Source organism: Pseudonocardia sp. (assembly GCF_050250275.1).
Lineage (GTDB): Bacteria > Actinomycetota > Actinomycetes > Mycobacteriales > Pseudonocardiaceae > Pseudonocardia.
In genome coordinates this window covers 66,455-88,873 of the sequence record NZ_JBFWOY010000015.1, presented here as the reverse complement: position 1 = coordinate 88,873, position 22,419 = coordinate 66,455, and the positions used below count along the sequence as shown (strand labels likewise).

The window sequence follows — 22,419 nt, the reverse complement described above, 5'->3', positions numbered from 1 at the left end:
CTCGGGTCGGCACGGGGTCAGCCGCCCGTGACCCGCCCCGCCGAGCGTTCCGAGAGCGTGAACCAGAGCCGGGCGATCTCCTCGATGGGCAGCTGGTGGGCGGGTGCGGCGACCTCGACGACGTCGAGCAGGCCGTGGGCCGCGGCCAGCGCCGCGACGCGGTCGGCGAGCGCGGCCGGGACGCCGTGGCCGGCGAGGGCGGCGGCGCGGTCCGCCGCCGCGGTGGCCTCGGCACCCCGTAGCAGCGACCCCAGCTCGGGCAGCAGGCGCTGCACCGCCGCGGCGAACCGGTCGATCTCGGCGGGGACGTCGAGCGGGCGCGGGCGGTACGCGAGCAGCCAGCGGGCGGCGGCGTCGACGAGCCGCCGCGTCGCGACGGCGATGGCGTCGAGCGCGGCGGTCGGCACCGTCCCCGGGAGTGCGGCGACCCGTGCCCACAGCTGCGGCAGGTCGAACACGGTGACCGCGACGCGGAACGCGCGCACGGCGTCGTCGGCACCCGCGGCCGCGTCCTCGCCCAGGCGGTGGACGAAGCTGATCCCGGCCCGGTCGACCAGCTCGTTGACCAGCATCGTCGCGACGATCTCGCGGCGCAGGGGATGCGCGGCGACGGCCGCGGGGAAGCGTTCGCGCAGCGGCCGCGGGAAGTAGCCGGGCAGCCGCTGTGCGAACTCCGGCCGCTCGGGCAGGTCGGTCCGCAGAACGGCCGCCTTGAGGTCGAGTTTCGTGTGCGGGAGCAGGACCGCCAGCTCGGGTGAGGCGAGCCCGTGACCGGCGGCGATCCGCTCGTCGATCTCCTCCGGGTGGGGGAGCGCCTCGAGGTCGCGGTCGAGCCCGGCGCGGGTGGCGAGCGCGTCGATCATCCGGGCGTGCACGGGGAGGGTGTCGGCGGCCCGGGCCCGGGCGATGCCGAGAGCGGCGTTCTGGTCCGTGTTGTCGGCCAGGACCAGTTCGGCGACCTCGTCGGTCATCTCCGCCAGCAGGGTGTCGCGCCCCGGGCGGTCCAGCTGTCCGGCCGTCACCAGCCGGTCCAGCAGGATCTTGATGTTGACCTCGTGGTCGGAGCAGTCCACCCCGGCCGAGTTGTCGATGGCGTCGGTGTTGATCCGCCCGCCGGCGCGCGCGAACTCGATCCGGCCCCGCTGCGTCAGCCCGAGGTTGCCGCCCTCCCCGACGACCCGCACCCGCAGCGTGCGACCGTCGACCCGGACCGCGTCGTTGGCCTTGTCCCCGGCCTCGCCGTGGCTCTCGGTCGCGGCCTTGACGTAGGTGCCGATCCCGCCGTTCCACAGCAGGTCCACCGGCGCCGACAGGATCGCCCGGACGAGCTCCGGTGGGCTGAGCCGCTCGACGTCCGGGGGAAGTCCGAGGGCCGCCCGCAGCGGGGGTGCGACGGGTACCGACTTGGCGGTGCGCGGCCACACCCCGCCGCCGGGGCTGATCGCCGCCCGGTCGTAGTCGTCCCACGACGAGCGGGCCAGCGCGAACAACCGGGCCCGCTCGGCCCAGCCCGCCGCCGGGTCCGGATCGGGGTCGACGAACACGTGCCGGTGGTCGAACGCGGCCACCAGCCGGATGTGCGGGGACAGCAGCATCCCGTTGCCGAACACGTCCCCGGACATGTCGCCGATCCCGACGACGCTGAAGTCCTGGTTCTGGGTGTCCACCCCCAGCTCGCGGAAGTGGCGTCTGACCGACTCCCAGGCGCCGCGCGCGGTGATGCCCATCGCCTTGTGGTCGTAGCCCACCGAGCCGCCCGAGGCGAACGCGTCGCCGAGCCAGAACCCGTAGCCGGCGGCCACCTCGTTGGCGACGTCGGAGAACCGGGCGGTGCCCTTGTCCGCGGCCACCACCAGGTAGCTGTCGTCGCCGTCGTGGCGCACCACGTCCGGCGGTGCCACCGTCGCCCCGTCGACCCGGTTGTCGGTCACGTCCAGCAGGCCTGAGATGAAGATCCGGTAGCAGGCCTCCGCCTCGGCCGGGTCCGGTGCGGGCGCGGCGACCACGAACCCGCCCTTGGCCCCCACCGGCACGATCACCGCGTTCTTGACCATCTGTGCCTTGACCAGCCCCAGGATCTCGGTCCGGTAGTCCTGCGGGCGGTCCGACCAGCGCAACCCGCCCCGGGCGACCGGCCCGAACCGCAGGTGCACGCCCTCCACCCGCGGCGAGTACACGAAGATCTCGAACCGCGGCCGTGGCGACGGCATATCCGGCACCGCGCCCGGATCGATCTTGAACGAGAAGTAGGGCCGATCCTGGAACCAGTTCGTCCGCGACGTCGCCATGAGCATCGACAGGTGTCCCCGCAGGATCCGGTCGGCGTCCAGGCTGGTGACCTCGTCGATCAGGGCTGTCGCGGTGGCGAGCGCCTCGGCGCTGCGCCGCTCCCGGGTGGCCGTCGGTGGCGCCGGGTCGAAGCGGGCCCGGAACAGCGAGGCCAGCGCCTGCGCCGCGTCCGGGTGCGCGAGCAGGATGTCGGCGACGTAGCGGCGCCCGAACGGCCCGCCGAGCTGCGAGGCGTAGCGGGCGTAGGCGCGCAGCACCGCGACCTCGCGCCAGCCGAGGCCGGCGTGCAGCACGAGCGCGTTGAACCGGTCGGTCTCCGCGGCCCCCGACCAGGCCGCGCGGAACGCCGCACAGAACCGGTCGCGGGCCGCCTGCCCGCCGCGGCCCGACAGGGTGAGCCGGGTCGCGGCGTCGGCCACGAGCCCGAAGTCGTAGAGCCGGCAACCGACCCCGTCGGGCCGGACGATCTCGTAGGAGCGTTCGTCGAGGACGTCGACGCCGAGACTCTGCAGGACCGGCAGCACCGCCGACAGCGACACCGGGGCACCCGCCACCACGAGCCGGAAGTGCAGGTCGTCGGGCTCACCGGCCAGTTCCAGGTGGGGATCCACGCCCAGGTCGCGCACGCGCCGCAGATCGGCGACCGCGCGCACCGGGTCGACGTCGTCGCGGTAGCCCTGGGGCAGCCCCGGCAGGTACTCCGCGATCTGCTCGGCGTCCCGGCCGGCCGCGTCGATGACCCAGTCGTCCCAGGTCAGGATCGCCGCCGCGAGCTGGGCGCGCAGCCGCTCCTGGTCCGGTGGGGGTGCGGCCGGCCCGACGTGGACGGTGAAGTGGACCTGCACCGGCCCCGTCTCCCCGACGGTGACGTCGTGGTCGACCCGCCAGCCGTCGAGCTCGCGCAGCAGCACCCGCTGCATCGCCGAGCGCGCCTGCGGGGAGTAGCGGTCGTGGGGCAGGTGCACCAGGCAGGACAGGAACCGGCCGTAGGGCTCCGCGTGCACCGTCAGCAGCAGCCGCCGGTCGTGGGCCAGCGTCAGCACCCCGGCGGCGGTCTCGTGCAGGGCCTGCTCGCCGGCCCAGAACAGCTCCTCACGCGGGAACCGCGACAGCACGTCGAGCAGCTGCTGGCCGCTCCAGGACTCCACGGGCACCCCGGCCCGGTGGATCGCGGCGCGCACCCGTGCCTCGACGATCGGGGTGTCCAGGACGTGTTCGTGCAGTGCCGCGGTCGTGAACAGGCCGAGGAACCGGTGCTCGCCGACGGTGTGGCCGTCGTCGTCGAGGATCCCGATCACGACGTCGTAGGGGTACTCGGGGCGCAGCACCCGGCTGGGGACGTCGGCACGGGTGAGCACGACCAGCGGCCGGTCGCCGACGACGTCGGGGATCCCGTCGCGGAACCCGTTGTGGCGCAGCACCCCCAGCCCCGACCCGGGGACGGCCCGCAGCGTCGCGGCGGCGGCCTCGTAGCGGCGGTAGCCGAGGAAGTCGAAGTGACCGTCCGCGAGCCAGCGCAGCAGCCGGGCTGCGTCGTCGCGCTCGGGCGTGGCCCCCGCCCCGGCGAGCTCGGCGGCGACGGTGCGGACCGTGTCGGTGAGCCGGTGGGCGTCGGCGGCGACGTGGTGCACGGCCGCGAGCACCTCGTCGAGCTCGCTGCCGAGGTCCTCGCCCTCCTCGGGGGCGGCCGGGTCGAGCTGGAGCCGGATCCAGGCCTCGACGAGGGCACCGGTCGGCGGGTCGCCGGGGTCGGCGGCGGCGTCGACGTCGCGCAGCCGCCCGTCGGGGTCGCGGCGCACCACCACCATCGCGTGCACGACGTGGTGCACCTGCCGGCCGACCCGGCCGATCCCGGCAAGCACCGACGGCACGAGCGCGGGGGTCTCGTCGGTGACCAGGTCGACGACGGTCGCCGCCCCGGCAGCCTCCTCGACGTCGCCGGTGACGTCCGTGCCGGGGTCGCCGTGGATGTCGATGACCGCGGTGCCGGTGGCGCGGTGGGCGGCGAGCCGGAGGTGGGCGCGAGCGGCGGCGTCGAGCGCGCCGCCGGGATCGTCGAAGCCGACGACGGCGGCCGCGGCGTGGCGGGCGTAGAGCCGGTGCAGCTCGCCGGGCAGCGGATCCGTCGCCGGTTCCCCGGGAGGGTCCTCGACGGGTGCGTCCCCGGTTGCACGGCTCATCAGCCACCCCCACCTGCGACGACGGGGCCGCTCACCTTAGCGGGGATCGCGGCGGCGGGCGAGGGTGGCGGTTGCTCGTGTGCGCCGCGGCGTCGTGCCGGGAAACCGGGCGACCGGCTGCGCGGGCACACCGGTGTGGTGGCGGGCTCGGGCGGGGCGGTGGTCGCGGAGGACGACAGGCCCGGTCATGGCTGTCGGCCGTCGATGAACGTCGTGCGGACGAGGGCCCGGTCGGGCACGCGGAGCGCCTCGTCGAGGGGGACGTGGAGCAGCACCAGGTCGGCCGGGTCGCCCGGCCGCAGGGTCCGCGGCCCCGCCACGCCGGTCAGCGCGTCCATCGCCTCGCGTGGCGTGAGCACCTCTGCCGGGCCCAGCGTCGAGCCGTCGGGAGTGCGGCGGGTGGTTGCCGCGCGCAGGACGAGCCAGGGGTCGACGGGGCCGTAGGGGGCGTCGGAGGAGAGGCGGACCGAGACACCTGCTGCGCGGAGGCTGCCGCAGCGGTAGAGGTCCGCGTGCTCCTCGGGTGGGGTCCCGCGCCGGAAGAGGTCGCCCCGGTCGGCGATGAACCCGGGTTGGGTGACCACGACCAGCCCGCGCAGCGCGGACCGGAGCTCGTCGGGAACGAGGGCGGCGTGTTCGATCCGGTCCCCCGGCAGCCGGTCGGCGGCCTCGAGCGCCACCAGCAGCAGGATCAGCGACTCACGGGTGACGGAGTGGACGGCGACGGGCCGCCCGGCCGCGTGGGCCTCGCGGATCCGCGCGGCGAGCTCGTCCGGGTCGGGCAGGTCGGAGTCGGCGAGGACGATCTTGTACGGCCCGGCCTCGGTGCCCGGAGGTGGTGCCGAGCCGAGCGCGACGCCCAGCAGCGTCAGGCGCTGGGGAACGGCGGTGAGTGACGAGATGGCCGCGTCGTCGAGGTCGGGCGTGGCGTCCGTGACGGCGGTGATGCCGTAACCGGCGAGCTCGCGACCGAGTTCGCGCACGTCGGGTGGGTCGCTGCGGGGCAGGCGGTCGCGGAGCCAGTCGTCGCCGCGGTGCAGTCGCCCGGTGGGGGTGCCGTCGGGGTCGCGGTCCAGGCCCGGATGGTCGAGCGGGCCGATGCGGGTCAGCGCCGCCGAGTTCAGCACCCACATCGCTCCGCTGCGGTGCTGCACGCGGACCGGGACGTCGGGGCGGATCCGGTCGAGGGTGGTGGCGTCGAGCAGGTCGTCGTCGCTGCCGACGACGCGGATCCAGCCGGTCGGGTCCGGTGCGGTGTGGCGCAGCGCGGTCGCGAGATCGTCCCGGCTCCGCCCGGCGTGCACGCAGCGGCGCGCGGCGGCGAGCGCGTGCAGGTGCAGGTGGTGGTCGGTGAACCCCGGCAGCACCGCTCCGCCCCGGGCGTCGATCACGTCGGTCGGGGTGCCCGGGTGCACGATCCGGCCGCCGTCCACCCACAGGTCGCGTCGCCGGCCGCCGATGTCGGCGTCGGTGATCAGGAGGGCCACGGGATGCCCAGTTCGTGCATGACGGCCGCGGTGTCGGCGCCGGGTGCCGGGGCCGGGCCGGGGACGGGCCGGGTGCGGGGCGGCGCGACCGGGCCGGTGGCCGGGCCGCCGGGGGTTCCGTCGAGGGTCGCGGCGACGACGCGGCTCATCGCGACGTCGTGCAGCCGGCCGGGTGCGGTCAGGGCCAGGGCCGCGGCGGTGAGGCCGGTGAGCGGGTCGGCGATCGCGTCGCCGACGAAGACGGGCAGCCCGTCGGCGTCGACGGCGACGAGCCCGGCCGACGCGGCGACGTCGTCGCCGAAGCCCACGCGGTCCGACGAGCGGCCGGCGGCGGTGATCGAGATCCAGGTGGCGCCGCGGGCGACCTCCGCGTCGGCATCGAGACCCCAGGCCCGCAGCGCGCGGGGCCGCGACGCCTCGATGACGACGTCCGCGGCTCGGACGAGTGCGTGGAGGGCGTCGCGGTGGGTGTCGGGGTCGAGCTGGACGGCGCGATCGTGTGCGTGCAGGAGCGCGTGGAACCGCGGCGTGCCGCGGCGGGCGCCGTCCGGCCGGGCGGGGGTCTCGACGGTCACGACCATCGCTCCTCGCCGGGCGAGGAGCTGCGCGCAGAGCGGGGCCGCCCAGAGCGCCCCGAACGACACGACGAGCCGGCCGGTGAGATCGTGCGGGGGCCCGTCCACGGCGGGGCCGGCGAGCGGCTCCGCGCGGACCGATCCGGCCGGTAGTCCGAGCAGGGTGGCGCGCTCGTCGAACGTGTCGGGTCCCATGACGCGGACGGCTGCGGCGAAGGTGCCCCACGGGTCGGCGTCGGGGAGGGTGTCCTCGACGAGCGCCCCGAGCAGCGCGACGTCGCCGGCGCGGGCACAGGACACCGCCGCCCACCCGGAGGCCAGGGGGAGCAGCCGGCAGCTGCCGCCGACCGACACCCGGCCCGCCCGTCCGCGCCCTGTCGACGCGGCGCGCTCACCGAGCAGCGCGGCCCCGTCGACGTCGAACAGCTCGCCCAGCTCGCGTGCCACGGACGCGGCCCGGCCGGGAGGGGTCAGTGGCGTGTCGTCGGGGTGCCCGGTGAGGGCCACGACGCCGGATGCCGCCCAGTCGGCGGTGGCGTCCTGTTCGTCCGCTGCGCGAGGGGCGGATAGGTTACGGCGGCCATGGCCCATGTCCCGATCGTGCGCCCTGCCGATCTCGGCGCCCTGTCGGGGTGTCGAGGCGGCGACGTCGTGTCCGCGGCCGACGCGCTGGTCGGCGTCGACCTGCGCGGTCCGGTCACCGACGTGCCGTCGTGGAGCCACGATCGGATACTCGTCGGTCTCGGACCGGTGGCAGCCGGATGGGCGAGCCTCGTCGCCGACCTCGACGTCACGGTCTCGCCGGTCGCCGACGGCGCCGCGACCGTGGCGGTCGCCGACCCACAGGCCGCGCTCGGGGAGCTCGGTGCCGGTGTGGCGGCGGCGCCGCGGGCCGCTGCGGTGCTGGCGGGCCTGCTGCGGTGGTCGGGCGGGCTGCCCGTGCACGCGGCGCTCGACGCCGAGTCGTTCGCCTACTCGACGCTGCTGGGCGGCGCCGAGTTCCGGGGATGGCTCGACCGCCGGGGTGCCCGGCCGGCTCCGCCGGACGTGGACGAGCCGGTCCGCGTGGAGCGCGTCGGGGACGAGCTGCGGGTGACGCTGAACCGGCCGGAGCGGCGCAACGCCTACGGCCGGTTGCTGCGGGATGCGCTGGTCGACGCGCTCGACATCGCGTTGCTGGACGGTTCGATCGGGCGGGTCGTCCTCGCGGGGGAGGGGCCCGCGTTCTGTGCCGGGGGTGACCTCGCGGAGTTCGGGACGACCCCGGATCCCGTCACCGCGCACCTGGTCCGGACCCGGGGAGGTGCTGCCCGCCCGTTGCACGCCCTGGCCGGGCGGGTGGAGGTCCGGCTGCACGGCGCGTGCGTCGGCGCCGGGATCGAGCTCCCGGCGTTCGCCGGGCGGGTCGTCGCTGCGCCGGATACGACGTTCCGGTTGCCGGAGGTCGCGATGGGGCTGATCCCGGGTGCGGGTGGGACCGTGTCGATCCCGCGGCGGATCGGTCGGCACAGGACACTTTATCTCGCTCTCTCCGGCGTCGGGTTGTCGGCCGGTGTGGCCCTGGAGTGGGGTCTCGTGGACGCGGTCGTCGACGGCGGCGCCTCCGCGCAGCGCTGATCGACGCGTTCTCGTCGCGATCTCAAGTCGGATCCAATATTGACAGAACAGTATCCCTCCTTTACGTTCCTGGCCACACATTCGACGCAAGGCGCGCACGCTTCGGCCGCCGCGCGCCGCTCGACCGGCACCACAGCTCGACGGACGCGTGCCCCCGCACGCCGCCCGGTTCGCCGCACGGGTCCGTGCGCGAGTCAGAAGGAGAAGACGCGATGAGGTTCTTTTCCCGGAAGTGCAGGTCGGTGGTGGTGGCCGCGTTCGCCGCCACAGCACTGGCGCTCACGGCCGCCTGCGGTTCCAGCGCCACGCCCGCCGACGCAGGCGGGTCCGCCGTCGACCCGAACGAGGGTGGGGGACCGGCCTGGCAGTCCGTGGTCGACGCGGCCAACCGCGAGGGCCAGGTCGTTCTCTACAGCAACTCCGACGGGGTCAACGCCGCGTTCGAAGCCGCGTGGGCAACGGCCTACCCCGGAATCAAGCTCGTCGTGTCCAAGTACGCCTCGGGCGAGCTCACCACCAAGCTCGACGCCGAGAAGGGCGGCGGGGTGGTCGGCGCCGACGTCATCACCGTCTCCACGAAACCCTGGCTCGAGGCGAACCTCGACGTCCTCGTCGAGCCCTCCGGCCCGGCACTGGCGAAGTACTGGGCAGGCAGCCGGTACGTGTACGGCGGTGGGAAGTACGTCCTGGCCGCCGCCACCCCGCTCGGCGCCGGGATCAACACGGAGCAGCTCGCGAAGCTGGGCAACCCCGCCGTGACGACCTACAAGGACCTCCTGCAGCCGCAGCTCAAGGGCGCCCTCGGGATCGTCCCCGGAACCGGCGCACCGGCGGCGGAACAGTGGTGGTTCTATGCGGCCGAGCAGATGGGGGGCGACTCCGCGGTCACCCGGCTCGCCGAGCTCCAGCCGCGCCTCTACACGGTGCCCGCGACGTTGGCCACCGACCTCGCCTCGGGCGAGGTAGCGGTCGGCGCCTACAACATCAAGGGCACCATCGACGCGTTGGCCGCCAAGGGTGCACCGATCCGGTTCGTGACCCTCGAGCCGGTGATCTCGACCCCTGTGACCGCGGCGGTCGTCGGGTGGGCGAAGAACCCCAACGCTGCCCAGGTCTTCCAGAACTGGCTGCTCTCGCCGGCCGGACAGGTCGCACTCAACGGCAGTGGTTCGCTCCTGACCCCGCTCGACCTTCCCGCACTCGGCAGCGTTCCCGCGACGATGCGTTCGATCCCGGCCGGTGCCACCGTGGTCGACGGCGTCCTCACACCCGAGCAGAAGACCTGGGTGAGCGACATGTGGAACGCGAAGATGCGGCTGGGCTGACCACCGTGGCGCGCACGCACGTGACATCGACCGCCGGGTCGTCGGGGACCCGGTCGTCGGGGACCGGGTCGTCAGGTCCCGAATCGTCAGGTACCGAATCGTCAGGGACCGGGACATGACATCGATGCTGGACCGGGCCACCGCCCCCGAGCCCGTCCACGAACCGGCCCGGCGGCCGTTCGCGGCCAGGGGATGGCAGTGGGTCCTGCTCGCCCTGGTGATGGCCGCGCTGATCCTCTGGCCCCTGGTCAAGCTCCAGGCGCGGGTCGTCGAGGACCTGCCGGGCGCCGTGCGCGGACTGGCCGCCGTGCCCGACCTCGGGCAGATCTATCTCGACACCGTGATCATCGCGGTCGGCTCGACGGCGGTCGCCGTCGTGGCCGGGACGGGCCTCGCGTGGTGCCTCACCCGCGTCCCCAGGCGGCTGTACAAGGCGATGTCGCTGTTGCCGATCGTGCCGCTGCTGATGCCCTCGGTCGCGAGTGTCCAGGGCTGGTCGTACCTGCTGTCGCCGCGGACCGGGATCCTCAACCGCTACCTGCGGGAATGGGGGATCGGCTCCGGGGACAGCGGCCCGCTCGACGTGTACTCCATGGCGGGCATCATCCTGATGGCGGGGACGATCCTGACCTCGTTCGTCTTCATGTTCGTGAGTGCGAGCCTGCGCCAGCGCGGCGCGGAGCTGGAAGCAGCGGCCGCGGCGTGCGGGGCCTCGCCGGGACGCACGTTCCTCACGGTCACCCTGCCGATGCTGCGGCCCGCGCTCGTGTACTCGACCGCCATCGTCCTGTTGCTGGCACTGGGCCAGTTCACCGTGCCGCTCCTGCTGGGCACGCCGGACCGGATCGACGTCGTGAGCACCGCCGTCTACAAGGTGTCGGCCGACTACCCGGTGGACTACGCCCTGGGTGGCGCCCTCGCACTGCCGCTGCTGGTCCTGGGCATCGTCGTCATCCTCGTGCAGCGACGTGCGCTGCGGGACGAGCGCCGCTACGTCTCGGTGTCGGCGCGCAGCCGCCAGGTCGGGCTCACGACCTCCCGCTGGGCCCTCGTGCCGATCGTCGGGTACCTGCTCGTGGCCGTGATCCTGCCGCTGGTCGCGCTCGTGTCGGTCTCGTTGTCCCCGTTCTGGTCCGGACGCATCGACCCGTCGACGTTCACCCTGGACAACTGGGTGTCGGTGTGGGCCGACCGGAACACCGTCGACGCCGTGACGACGACGCTGGAGGCCCTGCTGCTCACGCTGGTGGTCGTCCTGCCGCTGAGCTACCTCGTGTCGGTGGCGCTGCTGAGGCGGACCCGGGTCCCGGGTGTGGTCCGGCTGCCCGTCGACATCCTGAGCAGCATCGCCCTGTGCATGCCGGTGTCGCTGCTGGGGTTCGCCTTCCTGTTCACCTACTCCGAGCCGCCCTTCCAGCTCTACGGCACCACGGCGATGGTGGTCGTCGCCTACGTGACGCTGACGATCCCCTTCGCCGTCAGGCCCCAGCTCTCCGCCCTGACGGCCATCGGGCCCGAGTACGCCGAGGCGTCGCGGGTGTCGGGTGCGGGTGCGCTGGGCACGGCCTGGCGGATCAACTTCCCGCTCGTCCGTAGCGGGCTGGGGGTGGCCGCGGCGCTGGTGACGATCGTCGTCGCCCACGAGTTCACCGTGTCGCTGATGGTGACCTCACCGACCCGGCGGGTGATCGGGTCGCTGCTCTACGACGAGACGGTCAACGGCTCCGCACCCGACGTCGCGGTCCTGTCCCTGCTCATGCTCGCGGTGACGCTCGTCGGTATCGGCATCTCCTGGGCCATCGCAGGTGGCAACACCGTCGACAAGATCTGACCCGCCCCGACGCCGTCCTCACAACGCCGTCCCTCACAACGCTGGAGCACCGAAGTGAGCGAAGTACGGATCGACCGACTGACGAAGTGGTTCGACTCCGGTGGCGTCCGGGCGGTGGACGACCTGAGCCTGAGCCTCGCTGAGGGCCAGCTCGTCGTGCTGCTGGGGCCCAGTGGCTGCGGCAAGACCACGCTGCTGCGCTGCGTCGCCGGGCTCGAGACGCCGGACAGCGGCACGATCGAGATCGGCGGCGCCGTGATGTTCGGCCGAGGCGGCCGGACCCAGGTGCCCACGCACAAGCGGGGCATCGGGATGGTCTTCCAGAACTACGCGCTCTGGCCGCACATGACGGTCGAGCAGAACGTCGCCTACCCGCTGCGGGTGCGCGGGACCGGGCGGCAGGAGCGGAGCCGGCAGGCCCGGGAGGCCCTCGCGCTCGTCGAGTGCGAGGCGCTGACGGACCGGATCCCGTCGGCCATCAGCGGCGGGCAGCAACAGCGTGTCGCGCTGGCCCGGGCCCTCGTCGCCCGGCCCGGCCTCATGCTCTTCGACGAGCCCCTGTCCAACCTGGACTACCGGCTGCGGGCCCAGCTGCGGCGGCAGTTGCGCGACCTGCACCGCAGCCTCGGCTTCACCGGCCTCTACGTGACACACGACCAGACGGAGGCCATGCAGCTCGGCACCGTCGTCGCCGTCCTCAAGGACGGGAAGGTCGAGCAGCTGGCCGATCCGGCGAGCCTGTTCTCGCGGCCGGCCAGCGCCTACGTCGCCCGGTTCCTCGGCATCGGCAACCGGCTCGAGCTCGTCCGGGACGCGGACGGCGGCTGGGTCGTCGGGGGTGGTGACGCGCGGATCGCCCTGCCCGCCGCGGGCGAGCTGCCGGGTACCCGTTTCGACCTCTACCTGCGCTCGGCGGACGTGTCGCTCGTCGTACCGGGGTCCGGGCCCGAGGATCCCGACGTCGCCCGGGTCCCGGGGGTCGTCACCGATGTGGTGTACAGCGGCGACAGCAGCGACTGGGTGGTGCAGGTGGGAGACGCCCGCATCGTCGCGTCCGCACGGACCCGGACCTGGCCGTTCGGGCCCGACGACCGGGTGGACGTGGTGTTCCGGCATTCGACCGCCCTGCTCTACACCCACGACGACGAGGGGCGGCTGGTCGAGTCCTACGGTGTCCGCCCGTCCCTGGTGTCCTCGCCGTGACCGACCGGGCCGGTCCGCTGGCCGGTGTCCGCGTGCTGGACCTCTCGTGGATCGGCGTCGGCTGCATCACGACGTGGCTGCTCGCCGAGCTCGGGGCCGACGTCTGGAAGGTCGAGCCGGTCGACGGCACCGACAACGCCCGCACCATGGAACCGCTGGTGAGCGGGGTGGGCGTGAACCACCTCGTCTTCGACCGCGGCAAGAAGAGCCTGCCGGTGAACCTCCGCCTGCCGCAGGGCCGGGACGTGTTCCTGGCGGTGGCGGCGACGGCGGACGTGGTCGTCGAGGGGATGCGGCCCGGGGTGGCGGACCGGCTCGGCATCGGTGCCGGGGTGCTGCGGCAGGCCCACCCGGCGCTCAGCTACGTCACGCTGCCCGGCTACGGGTCGGGCGGTCCGTTGTCGGCCAGGGCCGGTCACGACCTCAACTACGCGGCCGTGGCCGGTGTGCTGTCGATGGCCCGCCAGGACGAGCCGGCGCCGGCGCCGGTGCAGGTCGCGGACTGGCTGGCCGCGTGCCTGGCCGCGCTGGCCGCGGTCAGCGGGGTGTACCAGGCGGGTCGGACGCGCACGGGTGTGGTTGCCGAGTCGTCGCTGTTCGACGGTGCGATGTTCGCGCTGGTCATCGCGCAGGCGCAGGCCTTGATGCTCGGCGCAGACGTGAGCGCGCGGACCAGCATGCTCGGCGGCGAGCTCGCCTGCTACGCGGTCTATCCCTGCGCCGACGGCGGGCTGCTCGCCGTGGCCGCGCTCGAGGAGCGGTTCTGGCGCCGGTTCTGCGCGCTCGCCGGGATCGACGACGAGGGGGCCCAGCACGACCGCGGCCGGCAGGACTGGTTGCGTGCCACGGTCGCGGAGGTGCTCGCGACGCGTGACCGGTCCGAGTGGCTCGAGCTCTTCGCCGACGAGGACGTCTGTGTGTCGCCGGTGCTCACCGTGGCCGAGGGGGTGCGGCTCCCGCACGTGCGGGAGCGCGGCGGGGTGGTCCGGCTCCGGCACCCGGACGGCTCGGTCGTGGAGGCTCCCGCGGCTCCGCTGCGGCTGCTGCCGCCGGGCCGGGACCGGGTCGCCCGCACGCCCGCGCTGGGTGAGGGTGCCCGGGAGCTGCTCGGGTCGGCCGGGCTCGCGACCGGGGAGATCGACAGGCTCCATGCCGCGGGCGTCGTCCACGCGCCGTGAGCTACTCGGCGGGCACCGGCTCCGCGAAGGAGGCGACGACACCGGTGTCGTGGAGGGCGGCGATCTCGGCCTCGGAGTAGCCGTACTCGGTGAGCAGGGCCGCGGTGTCGGCGCCCGCGAGCGGCGCGACGGAACGCGGGGACCCCTCGCGGATCGGGAGTCCGGCGAGCCCGGGGACCGGGACGGGGGAGTCGATGCCGGGTTGGGTCAGCTGCGCGAACAGCCCGAGCTGCTCGACATGGGGTTCCCGCACGAACGTCAGCGAGTCGTTGATCGGGGCGCACATGATGCGGTGCTCGGTGAACCGCCCGACCCACTCGGCGGTGGTCCTGCGGAGCAGCAGCTCCGCCACGAGTGCGCGGAGCTCGGCCGAGGCCCCGGTGTGCGGTTCGGGGGCGCGCAGCGCGCCGTAGGGGCGGAACCGGTCGGCGACGAGGCGTTCGTCGTCGCCGAGGGCGGCGCGGAAGCGGGCCCACTCGGTCTCGTTCAGGGCCGCCACGAACATCTCGCCGTCCGACGTCCGGTAGTTGCCGTAGATCGTGGGCTGCGGGGCGAGGCGCCCGCCGTGCAGGAGCCGTTCGTGCAGGGCGTGCAGGTCGAGCCACGCGGCCGCCTGCAGGAGGGTGAGGTCCAGGTAGGTGCCCTGGCCGTGGGTCTGTCTGCCGTACAACGCGGTGGAGAGGGCCGAGAAGGTGAACAGGGCCGCGGTGAGGTCGACGGGGATCGTGATCAGGCGGTGCGGCCCGTCGAGGAAGGTCCCGTGCTCGGCCATCAGTCCGGCGTAGGCCTGCAGGACGGGGTCCATCGCGGGGCGCTGCGCGTCGGGCCCGGTCTGGCCGAAGCCGGAGACGGAGGCGTAGACGATCTCCGGGTTCAGTGCGGCCACGGCGTCGTGGCCGAAGCCGAGCCGCCCGATGACGCCCGGGCGGAACGACTCGACGAAGACCGACGCACCCACGATGAGCCGCCTGAGGATCGCGGCGCCCTGCTCGGTCTTGAGGTCGATGCAGATGCTGCGTTTGCCCATGTTCCCGGACACGGTGACGCCGGTGTTGCCGCCGGGGAGCTGCGCGGGAGCGCGCAGCCAGTCCCCGCCCGGGGGCTCCACCTTGATCACGGTCGCGCCGTACTGGGCCAGCATCATCGTGGCGAGGGGGCCGGCGATGCCCTGGCTCAGGTCGACGACCACGACGCCGGCGAACGGCAGGTGCTCTGTCATGCGGTCTCCCGGTGTCCGTTGGCGGAAACCAGGCTATCGAGAGGATTCAAAATCGTCTAGATTGGATTCAATCCTGTGCCGTTCTCCGACAGCCCGGCACCCCGACACGGAAGGTCCCGCATGGACGCCGCGATCGTCGGCCTCGGCATCACCGACGTCGGCCGGGTACACGGCCGGAGCGCACCGGACTTCGCCGCGGACGCCGTGCGCCGCGCGGTCACCGACGCCGGGCTGACCCTCGCCGACGTCGACGGGCTGCTGGTCGGCTCGGGCACGACACGCGACGTCGACGTCTCGCTGCAGCGCAGGCTCGGCCTGCGCGACCTGCGGCTGCTCAGCGAGATGCAGGCGTTCGGCGCGACCGCCGGCGCGATGGTCGGCCACGCCGCCGGAGCCGTGAGCACGGGCCTCGCCGACGTCGTGGTCTGTGTCTTCGCCGACGCCCCGCTGCGGGCGGGTGAGCCGTCGGGTGCGGCCTACGCCGGCCGCCGCCGGTACGCAACCACCGGCGCGCCCGCCCTGCGCACCGTCGCGGGTGGCAACCCGACGGTCCAGTACGCCCTGGCCGCCCGGCGGCACATGCAGGCCTTCGGCACCACGAGCGCTCAGCTCGGCGCGGTCGCCGTGGCCCAGCGGCAGTGGGCCGCGCTCAACCCGCTCGCGCAGATGCGTGAGCCGCTCACCATCGACCAGCACCAGTCGTCGCGCTGGATCGCCGAGCCGCTGCACCTGCTCGACTGCTGCCTGGTCTCCAACGGCGGCGCCGCCGTCGTGGTCACCCGCGCGGACCGGGCGGCCGACCTGGCCCGGCCGCCGGTGCACGTCCTCGGCCTCGGCCAGGGCCACCCCGGCCATCCGGCCGCCCGCGGCTCGGGCTTCGGGCTCACCACCGGCGCCGCGCGCTCCGGTGCGGACGCGCTGCGGATGGCCGGTGTCCGGGTCCAGGACGTCGACGTCGTCGAGGCCTACGACTGCTACACCTACACCGTCGTCGTCACCCTCGAGGACTACGGCTTCTGCGCGAAGGGCGAGGGCGGCCCGTTCGTCGCCGCCGGTCACACCGCGCCCGGTGGCGCACTCCCGGTCAACACCGGGGGCGGCCAGCTGTCGGGCTACTACCTCTGGGGCATGACGCCGCTGACCGAAGCCGTGCTGCAGGCACGCGGGCACGCGGGGGAGCGCCAGGTCCCGAAGCGGGACGTGGTCATGGTCAGCGGCAACGGCGGAATCCTGGACCACCACTCGACCGTGGTGCTCTCCCCGCACCGCCCGGGGGGCCGGCGGTGACGACACCGGGACCGCCGATCGACGCCGACGCCGCGACCGCTCCCTTCTTCGCCGCCGCCGCTCGCGACGTCCTGGTGGTGCCGCGCTGCAGCGGCTGCGGCGAGTGGTACCCCCCGGACGTCACGGCCTGCTGCGGGCCGCTGCGGTGGGCGGTCACGGCCGGCCGCGGCATCGTCGTGACCTGGGCCGTCGTGCACGCCGCACCCCATCCCGCGTTCGCGGGCGCGCTGCCGTTGCAGACCGCGATCGTCGAGCTGACCGAGGGGCCGTGGCTGCAGGTCCGGCTCACCGGGACGGACGAGCCCGCAGCCGGGTCGCCCGTCCGCATCACCTTCGCGCACCCGGCAGAGGGCGCGTCGTACCCCGTCGGCACCCTGGAGGGTCCGTGACCGGAACAACCGTGGCGGTCCACCGCCCGATGTCGGGGATGCGGGTCCTCGACCTGACGTCCAACGTGGCGGGACCGCTCGCCTGCCAGGTGCTCGTCGACCTCGGGGCGGAGGTCGTCAAGATCGAACCCCCCACCGGCGAGGCGGGCCGCAACATCCGTTCCACGATTCCCGGCCAGGAGGACCTGCGGCCCTACTTCCTGCCGCACCACCGCGGCAAGAAGTCGGTCGTGCTCGACCTGCGCGCCGAGGACGACGTCGAGCGCCTGCTCGCGCTCGCCGACACCGCGGACGTGTTCGTGCAGGGCTTCCGGCCCGGCGTCCTCGACCGGCTCGGGCTGGGTGCGGACGTGCTGCGCCGCCGCAACCCCCGGCTCGTCCACGCCTCCCTGTCGGCGTTCTCCGGCAACGGCGACCAGCACCTCCGGCCCGGGATCGATGCGCTGATCCAGGCCGAGTCGGGCCTGCTCACGGGGCTGACCAGGGCGGACGGGGCTCCGCTGCTCCCGGCTCCGACGGTCGTCGACGCCTGCAGCGGGCACGTCCTGGCGCAGGCGATCCTGGCCGCGCTGCTGGCCCGGGAACGGCACGGCGAGGGCGACGCCGTCGAGGTCGCCCTCTACGACGTCGCGGTCAGCATGCAGGCCCCCCACATCACCCGCCAGCTCCACACCGCGCCCGAGCACGCCCACCTCACCGAGACCGGGCGCTCGTCGATGGCCGTCGCCCCGTCCGGCCCGTTCCGCGCGGCCGACGGCTGGCTGATGCTCTTCGCCTACGTGCCGAAGCACTGGGACCTGCTCGTCGACGTACTCGGGTGCCCCGGCCTGCGCGAGGACCGGCGGTTCGCCGACCAGCTCGAACGCGCCCGCCATCCCGCCGAGCTGGCCGTGGCGCTGGAGGGGGCCCTGGCCGCGCACACCGTGGCCGAGTGGGTGGACCTGCTCACCGCGGCGGGGGTGATGGCCTCGCCGGTCCGTGGGTGGAGCGCCGTGATCGGCTCGGCGGCGTTCGTCGAGGGGGAGCTCGCGGTCACGGTGGGGGAGGGCGAGCGGGCCGAGCTCGCCGTCCGCACCCCCGCGCGGTACCGCGGCTTCACCCCTGCCGGCGTTCTCCCGACGCCGCGCCTCGGGGAACACACCGACGAGGTGCTCGGGGCGGTGCAGGCGTGACCGACGCGGTACTGGTGGAGGTCACCGACGGTGTCCTGGTGGCGACGATCAACCGGCCGCGGGTGCGCAACGCCGTGAACCGTGCGGTCGCCGACGGCCTGGCGGGGGCGATGGACCGGCTCGACGCCGATCCGCGGCTGCGGGCCGGGATCGTCACCGGAGCAGGCGGCTGGTTCTGCGCCGGGATGGATCTGAAGGAGTTCGGCAGGGGTGAGCGCCCGGTCGTCGAGGGCCGGGGTTTCGCCGGGCTGGTGGAGCGACCGCCGGACACCCCGCTGATCGCCGCCGTCGAGGGTGCTGCGCTCGGCGGCGGTACGGAGATCGCGCTGGCGTGTGATCTCGTGGTCGCGGCGGAGTCCGCGGTCTTCGGGCTGCCGGAGGTCAGGCGTGGCCTGATCGCGGCGGGCGGGGGCCTGCTGCGGCTGCCGCGGACCGTGTCGCACCATCAGGCCATGGAGATCGCGCTGGTCGGCGACCGGTTCTCCGCCGCCGACGGGTACCGCTTCGGCGTGGTGAACCGCGTCGTCGCCGACGGCACGGCGCTGGCGGCCGCGCGTGGGCTCGCCGCCCGGATCGCCGCCAACGGCCCACTCGCCGTGGCCGCGACCAAGGCGGTGCTGACGGCGGGCAGGCGCGCCGACGCGGCCGGGTTCGCCTGGCAGGCGGAGCACGCCCACCGGGTCCGTACCTCCGCCGACGCCACCGAGGGGGCCCGCGCGTTCGTCGAGAAGCGGGCCCCGGCGTGGACGGGACAGTGACCGAATAGGATCCAGTATTGACCACTTGGTATCCCGAACGATAGCCTCGTCGAGGATTTGAGCGGCCCGCCGCGCGCGCACCGACGCGCCGTCGCGGCGGCCGCGGAGGAGTCGGGGAGTGACCGAGACCGAGCGCCGCGCCGCGATCATCGCCCGGTTGACGGGCGGGGACGGCGAGTTCGCCCTCCGCCCCGGCCGCGGCGGGCACGTCTACGTCCATGCCCCGGCCGACCTGCGCGAGGTCGTGGCCGGTGGCGGGCGGTGGGGCCGGCGGCCCGCCGTCACCTACGAGGACGAGCACCGCACCTGGTCGCAGCACCAGGACGCCGTGGACCGGTTCGCCACGCTGCTGGTCGACCGGTACGGGATCCGGAAGGGCGACCGCGTCGCGATCGCGATGCGCAACCATCCCGAGTGGATCGTGGCGTTCGCGGCGGCCGTGAGCGTCGGCGCCGTGTGCGTCCCGCTCAACGCGTGGTGGACCGGCTCGGAGCTGGCCGGCGCCCTCGCGGACTGCGGGGCGCGGCTGCTCGTCGCCGACCGCGAGCGCACCGAGGCCGTCCAGGCCCGGCGGGCCGACCTGCCGGGGCTGCGGGCCGTCGTCGAGGTCCGCCCGGGCGAGCGCGTCCGCGGGGACGACGAGTGGACCGCGGTCCTCGCGGGGGAGCACCGCCGCTTCGACCCGGACACCGTGCCCCTGGACCCCGACGACGACGCCACGATCCTCTACACCTCCGGCACCAGTGGCAGGCCGAAGGGTGCTGTCGCCACCCATCGCGCACACCTCACGACCGCGATGAACATGCGCCTGCACGGCGTGGTCGAGGCCGAGCTCGCCAGGGCTCGCGGAGAAGCGGTGCCGCCGCCCCCGGACACGCCGACGATGCTGGTCACCGGTCCGCTGTTCCACGTCGCCTACCTGCCCCGGGTCGTCTCGGCCGCGGTCACCGGCCTGCACCTGGTCCTGATGTACCGCTGGGACGCCCGCCGTGCCGTCGAGCTGATCGTGCGCGAGGAGGTCGACTCCCTCACCGCGGTCCCGGCCGTGGCCCGACAGCTGATGGACGAGGTGGAGCGGACCGGGAGCCGGCTGCCGTCGCTGCGCACACTGGCCACCGGCGGTGCGCAGTCGACCGCTGCCCTGGTGGGCCGCATCGCGACCCTGTTCGAGGGCCGGACCGGCACCGGGACCGGGTACGGGCTCACCGAGACCACCGGCGCGATGATGATGATCGGGTCGCGCGACTACTTCCGACGTCCGCTGTCGGTCGGCCGACCCTTCCCGACCTCACAGCTCAGGGTCGTCGGGGCGGACGGTGCCGACGTCGGGACCGACGAGGTCGGCGAGGCCTGGTTCCGGGGTCCCACCCTCGCCCGTGGCTACTGGAACCACCAGGCCGCCGCGTTCACGGCCGACGGCTGGCTGCGCACCGGCGACCTGGTCCGCAGGGATGCCGAGGGCTTCGTGCACATCGTCGACCGGATCAAGGACGTCGTGATCCGGGGTGGCGAGAACGTCTACTGCGCCGAGGTGGAGGAACGCCTCGGCGACCATCCGGCCGTCGAGGACGTGTCCGTCGTCGGCGTGCCACACCGGGACCTCGGCGAGGAGGTGGCCGCGGTCGTGCAGGTCAGGCCCGGGGCGGCGGTGACCGCCGACGACCTGCGCGCGCACGCCGGGCCCCACCTCGCCCCGTTCAAGATTCCCACCCGGTACCTCATCGGCTCGGACCCGTTGCCGCGCAACGCCGCGGGCAAGGTGCTCAAACGGGAGCTCCGCGCCCTCCTCGACCACCCGGACCCCCTCACCAGATCGGACCGCCCGTGACCACGACAGAGCCCCAACCCGCGTACGAGGAGATCCTCTACGCGGTGGCCGACCGGGTGGCGACGGTCACCCTGAACGTCCCGGACAAGCGGAACCGGCTCAGCTACCTGATGCGGCGCGAGATCATCCACGCCCTGCGCACCGCCGAGGCCGACGACGACGTGTCGGTCGTGCTCGTCCGCGCGGCCGGACCGTCGTTCAGCGCCGGCTACGACCTCTCGACCGGCCCGAAGACCAGCGGCCGGCAGAGCGCGAGCTACTACCAGGACGACGGGACCCGGCCCGAGCGCTGGGTGGACGCGGCGGAGTTCGACGGCTGGACCGACCAGTGGGCGCGCAGCTGCGTGCGGGACTGGTACACGATCTGGGACCTCCTCAAGCCCGTCGTCGCGATGGTGCACGGGCACTGCGTGGCCGGCGGGACCGAGCTCATGTCCATGTGCGACATCGCCTTCGTCGCGGACGACGCGCGGATCGGGTATCCGCCGATGCGCGGGATGACCAGCCCCGACGTCCCGTTCTTCCCGTGGAAGATGACGATGGCGCACGCGAAGTACCTCCAGCTGACCGGGAACTCGGTCTCCGGCGCCGAGGCCGCCCGGATGGGCTGGGTGGTCAAGTCCTTCCCGCCCGACGAGCTCGAGGCACAGACGCTGCGCGAGCTGCGGGCGATCTCGTCGATCGCCCCGGGGCTGCTGGCCGCGAACAAGCACTCGGTCAACCAGGCCTTCGAGATCCAGGGCATGAAGACGCATTTCGACCAGTCCTGGTCGTGGCACTCCTTCAGCGGCAACTTCCGGCCCGGCGCGAAAGCCTTCCGCGAGCGGCTCGACGAGAGCGGGCTGCAGGCGGCGCTCGACTGGCGCGACGGCGCCTTCCGGGCCGAGGGGTTCGTGTGACGGCCGACGGCGACCTCGTCCGGGCCCGGATCGAGGAACTGCTTCGCGACCACCCGCCGACGACGACCGCCCGGCGCGACTTCCTGGCGGCCCAGTTCGACGCCGGGCTGGCCTGGGTGCACTTCCCGCACGGCTGCGGCGGGCTGGGCGTCGCACCGCAGCTGCAGCGGGAGGTGGTGCTGCGGCTCGCCGAGGCCGGCGCGCCCGACGGTGCCGCGGCCAACCGGCTCGGCTACGCGATGGGTGCCCCGACCGTCGTCGCCTGGGGTGACCGGGCGCAGCAGCAGCGCTACCTGCGGCCGCTGTTCGTCGGCGACGAGCGCTGGTGCCAGCTCTTCTCCGAACCCGGCGCCGGGTCGGACCTGGCGGGCCTATCCACCCGTGCCGTGCGTGACGGCGACTCCTGGATCGTCGACGGGCAGAAGGTGTGGAGCTCGATGGCGACGATCTCCGACATCGGGATGCTCGTCGTGCGCACCGATCCCGAGCTGCCCAAGCACCAGGGCCTGACCTACTTCCTGCTCGACATGCGTGCGCCCGGGGTCGAGGTCCGGCCGCTGCGGCAGCTGACGGGGGACGCCGAGTTCAACGAGGTCTACCTGACCGGTGTGCGGGTTCCCGACGCCGCGCGCATCGGTGCGGTGTCGGAGGGCTGGAAGGTGGCCATGACGACGCTCATGGAGGAGCGCGTCCTGTTCAACCGCCGGCGCGACGACGCGGGCCCCACCGACATCGCGCTGGACCTCTACCGGCGCCGGGAGCGTGGGGCCGAGCTGCGTACGCGGATGATCGACCTGTGGATCCGGGCCCGGGTCCAGCACCTCAACACGGTGCGGGCGGCCGCGAACCGGACGGCCGGCATCCCCGGTCCCGAGGGCTCGATCGGCAAGCTCGTCCACGCCGAGCTGAACCAGGACGCCCTGCAGCTGTGCCTCGACCTGCTCGGCGACGAGAGCCTGCTCTACGACTCCTGGGAACCCGTCGCGTACACCGAGGAGGCGCTCGCAGGGCAGGGCGACGCGGATCTGCGCCGCCGCTTCCTGCGCTCGCGGGCCCAGTCGATCGAGGGCGGCACGTCGGAGATCATGCGCACGATCCTGGCCGACCGGGTGCTCGGCCTGCCGCCCGAACCGCGCGGCGACAAGCACCTTCCGTTCTCCCGGATTCCGCGGGGCTGAGCCA

The 22,419-nt window shown here is 74.0% G+C and carries 16 protein-coding genes; 12 read left to right on the top strand and 4 right to left on the bottom strand.

The features are described from left to right. Positions 1-17 precede the first annotated feature (17 nt). The 3 genes from AB7F12_RS15265 to AB7F12_RS15255 all read right to left on the bottom strand — a co-directional run bounded on the left by AB7F12_RS15265 (position 18) and on the right by AB7F12_RS15255 (position 7,038). Positions 18-4,469: an NAD-glutamate dehydrogenase gene (locus AB7F12_RS15265; protein ID WP_428497902.1), complete on the bottom strand. Its 4,452-nt coding sequence runs from the start codon at positions 4,467-4,469 to the stop codon at positions 18-20. A 185-nt stretch (positions 4,470-4,654) separates the two neighbouring features. Further along, on the bottom strand, positions 4,655-5,956 hold the full coding sequence (locus tag AB7F12_RS15260) for an amidohydrolase family protein (protein WP_428497901.1): 1,302 nt from the start codon (positions 5,954-5,956) through the stop codon (positions 4,655-4,657). After that, positions 5,944-7,038: a CoA transferase gene (locus AB7F12_RS15255; protein ID WP_428497900.1), complete on the bottom strand. Its 1,095-nt coding sequence runs from the start codon at positions 7,036-7,038 to the stop codon at positions 5,944-5,946. The genes AB7F12_RS15260 and AB7F12_RS15255 overlap by 13 nt, the downstream gene beginning before the upstream one ends. A gap of 75 nt (positions 7,039-7,113) precedes the next feature. Here AB7F12_RS15255 and AB7F12_RS15250 point away from each other — a divergent pair, with 75 nt between their 5' ends. The 5 genes from AB7F12_RS15250 to AB7F12_RS15230 all read left to right on the top strand — a co-directional run bounded on the left by AB7F12_RS15250 (position 7,114) and on the right by AB7F12_RS15230 (position 13,685). Then, positions 7,114-8,148: an enoyl-CoA hydratase/isomerase family protein gene (locus tag AB7F12_RS15250; RefSeq protein ID WP_428497899.1), complete on the top strand. Its 1,035-nt coding sequence runs from the start codon at positions 7,114-7,116 to the stop codon at positions 8,146-8,148. A gap of 212 nt (positions 8,149-8,360) precedes the next feature. Beyond that, positions 8,361-9,473, top strand: a complete 1,113-nt coding sequence (locus tag AB7F12_RS15245; RefSeq protein WP_428497898.1) for an ABC transporter substrate-binding protein — start codon at positions 8,361-8,363, stop codon at positions 9,471-9,473. A gap of 115 nt (positions 9,474-9,588) precedes the next feature. Further along, positions 9,589-11,304, top strand: coding sequence for an ABC transporter permease (locus AB7F12_RS15240; RefSeq protein WP_428497897.1), 1,716 nt, complete (start codon positions 9,589-9,591; stop codon positions 11,302-11,304). A gap of 54 nt (positions 11,305-11,358) precedes the next feature. Beyond that, positions 11,359-12,507: an ABC transporter ATP-binding protein gene (locus tag AB7F12_RS15235; RefSeq protein ID WP_428497896.1), complete on the top strand. Its 1,149-nt coding sequence runs from the start codon at positions 11,359-11,361 to the stop codon at positions 12,505-12,507. Then, positions 12,504-13,685 carry a CaiB/BaiF CoA transferase family protein gene (locus tag AB7F12_RS15230; RefSeq protein ID WP_428497895.1) on the top strand — a complete coding sequence of 394 codons (1,182 nt, stop codon included), beginning with the start codon at positions 12,504-12,506 and terminating at the stop codon, positions 13,683-13,685. The genes AB7F12_RS15235 and AB7F12_RS15230 overlap by 4 nt, the downstream gene beginning before the upstream one ends. A 1-nt stretch (position 13,686) precedes the next feature. On the opposite strand, the gene AB7F12_RS15225 is transcribed toward AB7F12_RS15230, so the two are convergent. Then, positions 13,687-14,904 (bottom strand): CaiB/BaiF CoA transferase family protein, encoded by a 1,218-nt coding sequence (locus AB7F12_RS15225; RefSeq protein WP_428497894.1) that lies wholly within the window; start codon positions 14,902-14,904, stop codon positions 13,687-13,689. Between the two features lie 120 nt (positions 14,905-15,024). Here AB7F12_RS15225 and AB7F12_RS15220 point away from each other — a divergent pair, with 120 nt between their 5' ends. The 7 genes from AB7F12_RS15220 to AB7F12_RS15190 all read left to right on the top strand — a co-directional run bounded on the left by AB7F12_RS15220 (position 15,025) and on the right by AB7F12_RS15190 (position 22,415). Further along, positions 15,025-16,191 (top strand): thiolase C-terminal domain-containing protein, encoded by a 1,167-nt coding sequence (locus AB7F12_RS15220; RefSeq protein ID WP_428497893.1) that lies wholly within the window; start codon positions 15,025-15,027, stop codon positions 16,189-16,191. After that, complete coding sequence (locus AB7F12_RS15215; RefSeq protein ID WP_428497892.1) at positions 16,188-16,580, top strand: Zn-ribbon domain-containing OB-fold protein; 393 nt, start codon at positions 16,188-16,190, stop codon at positions 16,578-16,580. The genes AB7F12_RS15220 and AB7F12_RS15215 overlap by 4 nt, the downstream gene beginning before the upstream one ends. Then, positions 16,577-17,752: a CaiB/BaiF CoA transferase family protein gene (locus AB7F12_RS15210; RefSeq protein ID WP_428497891.1), complete on the top strand. Its 1,176-nt coding sequence runs from the start codon at positions 16,577-16,579 to the stop codon at positions 17,750-17,752. Before AB7F12_RS15215 ends, AB7F12_RS15210 begins: the two co-directional genes overlap by 4 nt. Further along, on the top strand, positions 17,749-18,510 hold the full coding sequence (locus AB7F12_RS15205; RefSeq protein ID WP_428497890.1) for a crotonase/enoyl-CoA hydratase family protein: 762 nt from the start codon (positions 17,749-17,751) through the stop codon (positions 18,508-18,510). Before AB7F12_RS15210 ends, AB7F12_RS15205 begins: the two co-directional genes overlap by 4 nt. Positions 18,511-18,628: 118 nt before the next feature. Continuing rightward, on the top strand, positions 18,629-20,338 hold the full coding sequence (locus tag AB7F12_RS15200) for an AMP-binding protein (protein ID WP_428497889.1): 1,710 nt from the start codon (positions 18,629-18,631) through the stop codon (positions 20,336-20,338). Beyond that, positions 20,335-21,237, top strand: a complete 903-nt coding sequence (locus tag AB7F12_RS15195) for an enoyl-CoA hydratase-related protein (RefSeq protein WP_428497888.1) — start codon at positions 20,335-20,337, stop codon at positions 21,235-21,237. The genes AB7F12_RS15200 and AB7F12_RS15195 overlap by 4 nt, the downstream gene beginning before the upstream one ends. Then, positions 21,234-22,415: an acyl-CoA dehydrogenase family protein gene (locus tag AB7F12_RS15190; protein ID WP_428497887.1), complete on the top strand. Its 1,182-nt coding sequence runs from the start codon at positions 21,234-21,236 to the stop codon at positions 22,413-22,415. The genes AB7F12_RS15195 and AB7F12_RS15190 overlap by 4 nt, the downstream gene beginning before the upstream one ends. Positions 22,416-22,419: the final 4 nt, after the last annotated feature.

What these genes read in the sequence shown, in the direction of transcription:
- AB7F12_RS15265 (WP_428497902.1), bottom strand. Translation starts at nt 4,469, where the DNA reads ATGAGCCGTGCAACCGGGGACGCACCCGTCGAGGACCCTCCCGGGGAA.
- AB7F12_RS15225 (WP_428497894.1), bottom strand. Translation starts at nt 14,904, where the DNA reads ATGACAGAGCACCTGCCGTTCGCCGGCGTCGTGGTCGTCGACCTGAGC.
- AB7F12_RS15245 (WP_428497898.1), top strand. Translation starts at nt 8,361, where the DNA reads ATGAGGTTCTTTTCCCGGAAGTGCAGGTCGGTGGTGGTGGCCGCGTTC.
- AB7F12_RS15250 (WP_428497899.1), top strand. Translation starts at nt 7,114, where the DNA reads ATGGCCCATGTCCCGATCGTGCGCCCTGCCGATCTCGGCGCCCTGTCG.
- AB7F12_RS15240 (WP_428497897.1), top strand. Translation starts at nt 9,589, where the DNA reads ATGACATCGATGCTGGACCGGGCCACCGCCCCCGAGCCCGTCCACGAA.
- AB7F12_RS15220 (WP_428497893.1), top strand. Translation starts at nt 15,025, where the DNA reads ATGGACGCCGCGATCGTCGGCCTCGGCATCACCGACGTCGGCCGGGTA.